We start from the raw sequence: 8,975 nt of genomic DNA, 5'->3' as shown, positions 1-8,975 counted from the left end.
TCCTCGTCATCTGACCGCCCCGTCGGAAGGGACTCGGATGGACCTGCATGACAGCAGCACGACCGAGCAGGCCGTCCTGGCCGTCCTCACCGGTACCCCGCTCGCGGAGGCCGCCGACTGGGCGCGCTTCTCGCCCGAGCATCTCGCCGAGGCCGCCGAGCGGTACCGCTCGGCGGGACGCGCGGCCCTCACGACCCGTCCGGAACCGTCGGGGTGGCACCAGGTGAACATCGAGTTCGCCGACTACCCGACCGCCGAACTCACCTTCCTCACCTACCTGCTGCCGCCCCTTCGGCAGGCGACCGACACCGGGGCGGTCGGGTCCTGGTGGTTCGGCCGCAAGTACCCCTGCTGGCGCCTGCGAGTCGCTCCCGGTCACGAGACCACGGCCCAGGAACTGTCGGAGCACCTCGTGCGTGCGCTGAACAGTGCGGTGTCGTGGGGTGTGGTCAAGCGCTGGTGGTCGACGCTGTACGAACCGAAGACCACGGAGTTCGGCGGCCCGGAGGGCATCAGGATCGCCCACGACCTGTTCCACATCGACAGTGTCGGCGCCCTCGACTACCTGCACCGGACGAGTACCGCCGACAACGGGGTACTGGACGCCAGGACGACCTCGCTGCTCGTCATCAGCGACTTCCTCCGCGCCGCCGGCCAGGAGTGGAGCGACCAGGGCGACGTGTGGGCGCGCGTCGAGGCGCAACGGCCCCTGCCCGACGACGTTCCGGTGGACCGTGTCACCGCCATGACCAGCAGGCTCCACGACCTTCTGACGACGGACGCCGGTCCCGCCCGCACGAACACCGACCACCTCGCGCCGTACGCGGACTGGGCGGCCGGAATGCGGCACGGCGGCCAGGCCCTCGCGCTCGCCGCGAACGCGGGACTGCTCGGCGTCGGCACCCGCGGCATCCTGGCCCGGCACATCCTCTACCAGTGGAACCGCATGGGCTTCACCCCGCGCCAGCAGGGCATCTGGGCGCGAGCGGCACGCGAGACGTTCCTCGGGGCCTGACCACGCGAAGGCCGCGAGCGATCGAGGCCCGACGCCGAGGCCCAAGGCCCGACGCCCGACGCCCGCCACGATCGAGGCCCGAGGACCGACGCCCGCCACGATCGAGGCCCGAGGACCGACGCCCGCCACGATCGAGGCCCGAGGACCGCGCGTCACGACCTCCGGTGGCTGCGGGCCTTCCGGCCCCGCCCGGCCGAGTTCGCCTGCCCGCTCAGAGCATGGTGATCAAGGCGGTGGCGGCGAGGACGGCGAGGAGGACCAGGGCGGGGCCCAGCGGAAGGCCGTGGTCGCGTGTCCGGCTCGGCTCGGTGGGGCGCAGTTCCGCGTGGGCGTGCAGAGCGGCGACTTCCTCGACCATACGGACGTAGGACGGCCGCCGGTTCAGCCGCCGTTCGATCCTCGGCACGCCCAGGCCCGGCAGCTGCCAGGTACCGCCGTCGGACAGGCGCATCTCGACGTTGCCCTCCCTGGTGTACCGGGCGGCCCGCAACCGGTCCCAGGGGACGTGCCGCACCGTGAAGGCTCCGGTCAGCCACAGACCTGTGCTGTCCGCGGTGACACGCCAGTTGAGCAGCGCGGCCGCCTGACCGGTCCACCAGAAGATCCCCACCAGCGGAAGGACGTCCCAGCCGAACCCCTCCGTCGCGAGGGAGTGGGCGAAGTATCCGATGCCCGCCAGGGAACCCGCGGCCAGGGCCAGTCCCCCCGCTCGGGAGACCGGCCCCGGCCCCCAGCGCAGGGGACGTGCCGTGGGCGTCAGGGTCGCGGCGACGCGGTCCGCCCGGCCGGGGGAGCGCGGGTGCTCGGGGTCGGAGGCGGGGTTCGGGTCCGTGCGGTCCCACAGTGCTCCCCCGCCGGTTCGAGGCGGCCGGACCGGGCTGGTGGTGCGGAACACGACGGGGTGCGCGTTGCCGGAGGTGGTGGGAGTCGTGAGAAGGACCAGTTCGCCACCGTCGTGCGGGGCACCGAACATGACGGCGTCGCGCAACCGTGTGTCGCCGGCGGGGAGTCGCTCGTCGAAGTGCGCCGGGCGCTCGGTCTCCCTCGGCACGTCGCCGTCCAGTGCGACCGGGAGGCAGAGGCAGGCGAAGAGGGGGGTACGGCCCGACGGGTCGTCGGCCGCGTAGACCCAGGTGCGGCCGTCGTGGTCGGTGCGGTGCAGCACGCGCAGGGTGGGCACCGGTGCGCGGCGCAGCAGGGCGACGCGGCGGCGGGCGAGGACGCCCACGGTGAGCAGGGACAGGCCGGGCAGTCCGACGGCCAGGGTCAGCAGTTGCCGGCCGAAGGCGTCGTACGGCTCGGCCGCGAGGCGCCGCCACGAACCGTCCTCCAGCACGGTCACCGCGCCGCCGATGCCGTAGTCCTCCGGAAAGGCCGCGTCGACGGTGAGGCGCCGTGCGTCGTCGGTGCGGATCCGCAGCGACTCCTCGCCCCGTCCGATCACCTGCGCCGGGGTGCGTACGGCGCCGGCCGCGTGCCGCTCGTCCGCGCGGATGCCGCTCAGCCCCAGGGCGACCGCCCCCGCGGCCACGGCACACAGCAGCAGGCCGGCAGCGAGGGGGACCGTCCCGCGCCACAGTGGCCCGACGAGTCCCGGCAGCGGGTGCCGTACGCCGGCCGCCCGCTCGGCGAGTCGCCGCTGCCTCGTCCGGGAGCCGAGCCTCGCGCGGGCCGCGGCCCAGCCGAACGCCAGGGCCGCGATCACCGCGATGTTCGCGATCCGGGACGCCGGTTCGGCGCCCGGCAGCTCGACCCACGCCACGACGGCCGCGAGGGCGGGTGCGGCGAGCACCGTCAGCTCCGGCAGTCGGGCGAGCCAGTACAGCAGCCCGGCCGCGAGGCCGTTCTGCACCATGCCGACCCAGTCCGGGCCGCACGGTGCCGCGTCACTGCACACCGGCACCGGTTCCACCGCGATCGCCCAGGCCACGGTGGCCACGAGCGCCAGGACGGACCAGAGCGGCCACGTCCAGGGCGCGGGGCGGGCGTGCGCCCACGCGTCGGCATCGACGGACAGCCAGGCGGGCGCACCCGCGGGACCGGAGCCGGAGGGCGCGGGGACGGGTATCTCGGACACGCGAGGAGTATGCGGCACGGTCCCGCGCCCCTCGCGAGGCGGCCGTGACCGGGCGTCCGCCCAGACCGTGCCCGGGCGTCCGCTCAGGCCATGACCGGGCGTCCGCTCGGCCGTCCCCGGTCCGCTCGGGGAGAAGCTCTGGCGGAAGCGGTCTGGGCCGGGCCGGGTCGTCGCGGATAGGGTGCGAGGAACGCGCCGGGAGCGGCGCGAGGTGTGCCGGGAAGCCTGGTCGGCGCTTGCAGGGGCTCTGTGCCCATGTGTCGACGTGCCCGGAGGACCCGCTGTCTTGCCGCTGCCCCGCGTTCCCCGTACCGGCGCCGGTACGAGTCCGCACGCCCACCCCAGACGGTCTCCCCGACTTCTGCCGGCGCGGCATCCCCACAGCGGCGCCGGCACAGCGGTGCCCCCACAGCCGCCGGCACAGCGGTGCCGGCCGCCCGCCATCTGCTCGGCCGGCCTCGTGCCGGGACGGCCACGGGGGCCGGGCTCTGCCGGACGGGCGCTCGTCGCCCACCCGGTCCACCACGTGGGCGCTCTTCGCCCACCCGGTCCACCACGGCAGACGCCGTTCATCGACCCGCCGGGCAACGGTCCGGCCCGAGTGAGGAGCACCATGCCCCAACGACGTATCGGGTTCGTCCTGACGGCCGTGGGGACACCGCTGTCCCTGGCCGGGGCCGCGATGTACGTCCTGCCCGGACCCGGCCTGCCGTTTCTGGCCATGGGCCTCGCGGCGCTCACCACCGGGTTGGTCGTGCTCGCCGTGACCCGCCGCGCCTGACCCTCCGCCCACCACGACAGGAGTGCACCCATGATCTGGCAGTGGATCGGCCTCGCCCTCTTCTCGCTCACCCTGCTGCCGGTCGGCGTCGCCCTGCTCACCGGGCACGTGCCGCGACGGCTGCGGGACCGGCCGGCCCCGATGCGACCCCGGGGCGTCACCCTCCTCGCCCTCTACACGGCCGTAGCACTGAACGCGATCCCCCGCCTGGCCGGCGCTCCCGAGGCGATCACTTTGGCCGCCACCGCCGTCGCCGGGCTCCTGGCCGTCGCGGGATGCCTGTGGGCGGCGGTCGCCACCCAGCGGACCAGGAGCGTCGCACGATGACCGGCCGCACCCGCGTGTGGCGGCATGCCGGATCCCTCACGGCCTGGTGGCTGCTGCTCGCCCTGGTCCTGTGGGTCCTGGGCCGGGCGGCCGACCAGGATGTCTCCCTTCCCGGTTGCGTCGTCTCCGGCGCGTTCCTGGTCGGCTTGGGCGAAGTCGGGGACTGGCTGCGCCGACGCCGGCGAGCGCACCGCGCGCGACGCACGCCGAGGTGAGCAGCGCCTTCCGGTCACCGGGACGAACGCCGACGCTTCAGCGGGCGTCAGGCGTCGGGCGTCGGGCGACGGGCGACGGGTGGACGGCGGGGACGGCATCGCGGCGCCGGCTTCGTCGATCGCGGTGAGCCCACTCGGTCGGGGGCGCGGCGCGGGACGGGCTCACAGGGCGTTCGGCGAATCCGTGCAGGAGTGTCACACAGACTGCACATAGCCCGTCGCAGGTGTCGTTAGCGTTGCTGCCCACTCCCTTCCCCGTACGAACGCGGCCACACCACGGCCTCGAAGGTCGTCGGCAGGTCAACTCAGGAAGGCCGCAGATGGACTACTGCTCCACGTGTCGTCGGCATCTGAACGGCGCCCTCGTGTGCCCCGGGTGCGGTGCCTACGCACCCGACATCGCACCGAGCGTCGTCGACGGTCGCACCGTTGTCGCGCGGGTCGCCACCGCGCCCACGGGCACGGTGACGAGCGGCGCGGGGGCGTGGGAACCGACGGGCCGGGCGGCCTGGCACGAGGAGCCTGCCGGTGACACGACGGCGGTGGGGGCCCGCACGGATGGACGGGACGAGGCCCCACAGGCCGACCCGTCCGGTGACCCGGTGGCCGTGGCGACCGCGCCGCCGGGGCGGGCGGCACGGCGTCGGCAGCTGGCACGTTGGAAGAAGACGCAGCGCCGTGCCCTGGTCGCGACGGCCGTCGCCTTCGTCGGAGGCGGCCTGACCGTTGCCTCGAACCCGTTCGACCGGCATTCCACCGACCGGGCCCTGGCGACCACGACACCGGACACGGCGGGCATGGGCGTCGCGGAGAAGCCGCTGGAGCAGCACGACCTGCCGGTGGCGGACGCGCCCACCACTCCCTCGCCCTCTCCCACCCGACCCGCTCGGTCGACCGTGGCCGAGGACGCGCGCCGCGAGCCCACCACGCCGCCGGCCGCCCGGCCGGACGCCGCGGCCGTCCCTCCGGCTGCGGTGCCGGCGGCGCCGCAGCCGCGGACCACTCCGGTCTCCGGCTCCGACGCCGCCGTTTCCGACGCCGCCGGTACCGGCGCCGTGGGCGATACCGGTGCGGCGGTGCCGCAGTCGGCGGCGCCGCCGGCTGTCGACGACGCCGCGGACCCGGAGGCGTCGCAGCCGAGCCCCGAGCCGTCGGCGACGTCGCCGGAGAAGGTCTGCCTGCTCGTGATCTGCCTCGGCTGAGCGAGCCACGGGCTGATGCGCCGCGCCTCGCGGCCGGTGCCAGTGATCCCGGCCCCTCGACGAGGCCGTTCCTGCCGGACGCGCGGCGTCGGGCAGGAACGGTGGGTGGAGCGGCGGTTCAGCGGAAGTTCACGTCGCTGCACAGGAAGTACGTCTGGTCCATGTGCGACGCCTGCCAGATCGTGTAGACGACGTGCCGGCCGCTCAGGCCCGACGTGTTCACGTCGATGGAGTAGTTCTGGCTGGGCGCGTACTTGCCGGTGCGGGCGACCAGTTGCAGGTCGCTCCAGCGCAGCGGCTGGGTCGTGGGGTCGACGCCCTGGCGGGTGACGTAGACGAGGAAGTAGTCCGCGCCGTGGCTGGCCTGGTCGTAGAGCCGCACGGTGAAGTTGCTCGAGACGTCCGTGGTCTTCCAGGCGCCCACGGTGTCCAGGGAGTTGTAGCGGCCGCCCTCGGTGCGGCCGCCGCTGCACAGCTGGCCGTCGGGGACGACCGCCTGGAAGTTGCCCGCGGAGCCGTTGCGGTACAGGCCGTTCCAGTTCCACATGGCGTTGGGGTTGTCCTGCCATGCCTGCCAGCACATGGGGTCCTGCTGGGCCATGGCCGGGTTCTGGAAGTCGCTGCCCCAGCGCAGCCAGCAACCGTAGTTGCGGGACGCCGGGTCGACGACCGAACCGTGGGCGGCGGCGGTGCCGCCGGGGATCAGGCTGAGGAGCAGTGCGGCGAGCACGCTCAGCAGGAGGGCCGGACGGAACCGGGCTCGACGCATGTCGTGATCATGACAAGATGTACGGCGTAACACGGTCTCCCTCTTTCCATGTGGGGGATGTGGAGGGTGGCGGGGTGCGGGAGCTGCCGCTGTGGGGGGTGCGGGGTCGCCCTGGGAGCGCTCCCACACTGGACAGGCTGCGCCTCGCCAAACATGGTCGCAACGTCGGATCGCGCCACTTTCGCGCCGTCCGTGGCGCATTCGATCCGGTTCCGGGCCGCCGAAGGCCGAGGGGTGGTACCGGACGCCGCCGTCGCGGGCTTGGCGCGCAATTCGCGGTACGCGGCGACCGTTCCGGGGGGGCGGCGAGACGGCGCCGGTGAGATCCGGCTGTGGGCGTCGAGGAACCGGCGGCCTGGGAGCACACGGCGTCAGCGGCGCGCGAAGGCCGTACAACAGTGGGAGCGAAGTCCTGACAGTCCCTTGGGACGGTACGGCCCGGACAGCCCCCGGGCGGTCCGGTCGGTACAGCCCCCGGGCGGTCCGGTACAGCCCCCGGGGCGGTCCCGTCGGTACGGGCGGCGGCCGGCCCCGGCGTCTGTCAGTGACGTCGGGGAGACGCCGGGGAGGCGCCGGGGCCGGCCAGGTCCGCGGCTACAGGGCCGCGGCCTCCTCGGTGGTGAGGAAGCGGAGGTTCTGCACGTGCTCGTTGACGAACATGGGCACGCCGTCCGAGGCCAGGTACCACCGCGGCTTGCCGACGCTGTCGGCGATCACCCGTCCGTTGACGCGGAGGTTCTCGAAGGTGACGTCCTTGACGAGGTGCTCGGCGTCGAGGCCGACGATCATCGAGAGGTCGGCGTTCTTGCCGTTGTAGGTGAGGTCCTTGACGTAGACGTTCTCGATGCCGCGGCCGGCCGAGGTGTTGTACTTCGGGTTGTACTCGACCCGCATGTGGATGAGCTGGCCCCAGCGGAAGTCCTCCACGCGGATGTCGTCGAACGTGACGTCCCGGACGAGGTTGCTGTCGCCGACCATGAAGGCGATGGCGCCCTGGTAGGTCACCTGCGGCTCACGGTGGTCGAGGATGTCGATGTTCTCGTAGGTCAGGTTCTCCAGCATCTCGGGGTTGTCGGAGTTGCCGTGCACGCCGATGTTGATCGGGTGGGCGACGTCGGCCCAGAGGGAGCAGTTCTTGACCGTGATGTTGCGGGTGTCGCCGTAGAAGTCCCAGCGGTGGGTGTAGAGGGCGATGCTGTCGTCGGAGGTGCGCAGGAAGCAGCCGTCGATCGTGACGTTCTCGGAGCAGTAGAGCTGGATGCCGTCACCCCAGCCCTGGTGGCTGAAGGCGCGCACGTTCTTGATGCTGATGTTCTGGCACTCGGCGACCCGGATGTTCTCGTACCGCGGGTTGAGGATCGTGATGCCGTCGATCGTGACGTTCTCGCACTTGCGGATCAGCATCGCGCCCCACTTGGAGTTGTAGATCACTCCACGGCCGGTCACCCGGGAGTTCTCCACCCCCTGGATGTCCACGAAGGCGTTGAGGACCGCACCCGGAGCCAGGTAGACGGTGGTGTTGCTGGGCACCTTCAGCTCGCCGTCGGCGGGCGTGTGGAAGCCGGGCCCGAAGTACATGACGTTCTTGTCGCCCTCGGCGGGCGGGTTCTGCTCGATCGGGTTCGCGAGCAGGTGCAGGCAGTCGAAGATCTTGTCGTCCGCCTGGACGACGACGTTGCGGGGCCGGTCCAGGGTGAAGCGCGCGGTGCTGCCCAGTACCTCCGGGGTGATGCCGTACGAGTCCGGGCGGACCCGGAACTTGTCGACGCCGCCGGGGTTGTAGGTGACCTCGACCTCGACGGTGCCGGAGAAGTCGAACATGGCCACGGAGGAGTTCTGGAACCTGTTGCTGCCGCTGACGGGGTCGATCTGCGACAGCTTGGCCAGGTAGACGTCGAGTCTCTGCCAGCTGCCCCCTGCCGGGCGGACCTTCACGGTGAAGGCGTTGTTGAGGGGCACCTGCGGAAGGGTCGGGTGGCTGACAACGATGTCGGCGGCGGCGGAGGTCTTCTGCTGCGGGGCGGCAGCGGCCTGCGTGGCGCCCACGACACTGCCGGCGAGGCCGGCGACAGCGACGGCGCCGGCTGCCTGGAGGGTGGTTCGCCGGGACATGGACGAGCTCATGGGGACTCCTTGACGGACGTGGCGGCGCGGCCATCTGTCGCCGGGGGTGGAGTCCGGCACCGCGGTCGCCGCCCTACCGGCCGGCCGCCGGGACGTACGGGGCCGACGGCCGGGGAGGCGTGCGGTGGAGCACCCACCGTGGGTACAGATGTGGCGCAGGGTCGTACGGGTGTGGCGTAGGGGGCGGCCTGATCTTGTGGCCACGCGGAAACGCGCGTCAAGGAATCGGCTGATTTTCGAAAATACCGGGGTACGTCCGCCGGGTATCCCGTCGGGGCGCAACGGGGGTCTCACGGGGGCGGTGCGCGCTTGGGGGTCAGTGGGCTGGTGGGTTCAGTGGCGCGTGAGGTTCGCTGGACGCGTGAGGTTCGGTGGGCACCCGTGAGGTTCGGTGGGTGTCAGGGCCGGGCGGAGGTCTGGGTGTCAGGGCCGGGCGGAGGTCGTGGGTGTCAGGGCCGGGCGAGC

8 protein-coding genes are annotated in these 8,975 nt (G+C 72.8%); 5 read left to right on the top strand and 3 right to left on the bottom strand.

All coding sequences use genetic code 11. From position 1 onward, the window contains the following. Positions 1–37 precede the first annotated feature (37 nt). Positions 38–1,015 (top strand): thiopeptide-type bacteriocin biosynthesis protein, encoded by a 978-nt coding sequence (locus tag ACF1A1_RS06685; protein ID WP_391646116.1) that lies wholly within the window; start codon positions 38–40, stop codon positions 1,013–1,015. 211 nt (positions 1,016–1,226) lie between these two features. Here ACF1A1_RS06685 and ACF1A1_RS06680 read toward each other — a convergent pair whose 3' ends face one another. Further along, positions 1,227–3,092 carry a hypothetical protein gene (locus tag ACF1A1_RS06680; protein WP_391646114.1) on the bottom strand — a complete coding sequence of 622 codons (1,866 nt, stop codon included), beginning with the start codon at positions 3,090–3,092 and terminating at the stop codon, positions 1,227–1,229. Between the two features lie 613 nt (positions 3,093–3,705). Here ACF1A1_RS06680 and ACF1A1_RS06675 point away from each other — a divergent pair. The 4 genes from ACF1A1_RS06675 to ACF1A1_RS06660 all read left to right on the top strand — a co-directional run bounded on the left by ACF1A1_RS06675 (position 3,706) and on the right by ACF1A1_RS06660 (position 5,617). Next, positions 3,706–3,873: a hypothetical protein gene (locus tag ACF1A1_RS06675; RefSeq protein WP_391646112.1), complete on the top strand. Its 168-nt coding sequence runs from the start codon at positions 3,706–3,708 to the stop codon at positions 3,871–3,873. A 30-nt stretch (positions 3,874–3,903) separates the two neighbouring features. After that, entirely contained in the window at positions 3,904–4,200 is a 297-nt protein-coding gene (locus tag ACF1A1_RS06670) for a hypothetical protein (RefSeq protein WP_391646110.1), read from the top strand. Further along, the gene (locus tag ACF1A1_RS06665; protein WP_391646108.1) at positions 4,197–4,415 is read left to right on the top strand and encodes a hypothetical protein; all 219 of its coding nucleotides are present in this window, start codon (positions 4,197–4,199) and stop codon (positions 4,413–4,415) included. The genes ACF1A1_RS06670 and ACF1A1_RS06665 overlap by 4 nt, the downstream gene beginning before the upstream one ends. Positions 4,416–4,735: 320 nt before the next feature. Continuing rightward, a complete protein-coding gene (locus ACF1A1_RS06660) occupies positions 4,736–5,617 on the top strand; it encodes a hypothetical protein (protein WP_391646106.1) in 882 nt (293 codons plus the stop codon). 118 nt (positions 5,618–5,735) lie between these two features. Here ACF1A1_RS06660 and ACF1A1_RS06655 read toward each other — a convergent pair whose 3' ends face one another. Next, the gene (locus ACF1A1_RS06655) at positions 5,736–6,386 is read right to left on the bottom strand and encodes a lytic polysaccharide monooxygenase (protein WP_391646104.1); all 651 of its coding nucleotides are present in this window, start codon (positions 6,384–6,386) and stop codon (positions 5,736–5,738) included. A gap of 594 nt (positions 6,387–6,980) precedes the next feature. Beyond that, entirely contained in the window at positions 6,981–8,510 is a 1,530-nt protein-coding gene (locus ACF1A1_RS06650) for a glycosyl hydrolase family 28 protein (RefSeq protein WP_391646102.1), read from the bottom strand. Between the last annotated feature and the right edge of the window lie 465 nt (positions 8,511–8,975).

The organism is Streptomyces sp. NPDC014995, assembly GCF_043080745.1.
GTDB lineage: Bacteria > Actinomycetota > Actinomycetes > Streptomycetales > Streptomycetaceae > Streptomyces.
This window is presented reverse-complemented; position numbering and strand designations above follow the sequence as displayed.

What these genes read in the sequence shown, in the direction of transcription:
- ACF1A1_RS06665 (WP_391646108.1), top strand. Translation starts at nt 4,197, where the DNA reads ATGACCGGCCGCACCCGCGTGTGGCGGCATGCCGGATCCCTCACGGCC.
- ACF1A1_RS06650 (WP_391646102.1), bottom strand. Translation starts at nt 8,510, where the DNA reads ATGAGCTCGTCCATGTCCCGGCGAACCACCCTCCAGGCAGCCGGCGCC.
- ACF1A1_RS06670 (WP_391646110.1), top strand. Translation starts at nt 3,904, where the DNA reads ATGATCTGGCAGTGGATCGGCCTCGCCCTCTTCTCGCTCACCCTGCTG.
- ACF1A1_RS06675 (WP_391646112.1), top strand. Translation starts at nt 3,706, where the DNA reads ATGCCCCAACGACGTATCGGGTTCGTCCTGACGGCCGTGGGGACACCG.
- ACF1A1_RS06685 (WP_391646116.1), top strand. Translation starts at nt 38, where the DNA reads ATGGACCTGCATGACAGCAGCACGACCGAGCAGGCCGTCCTGGCCGTC.
- ACF1A1_RS06655 (WP_391646104.1), bottom strand. Translation starts at nt 6,386, where the DNA reads ATGCGTCGAGCCCGGTTCCGTCCGGCCCTCCTGCTGAGCGTGCTCGCC.
- ACF1A1_RS06660 (WP_391646106.1), top strand. Translation starts at nt 4,736, where the DNA reads ATGGACTACTGCTCCACGTGTCGTCGGCATCTGAACGGCGCCCTCGTG.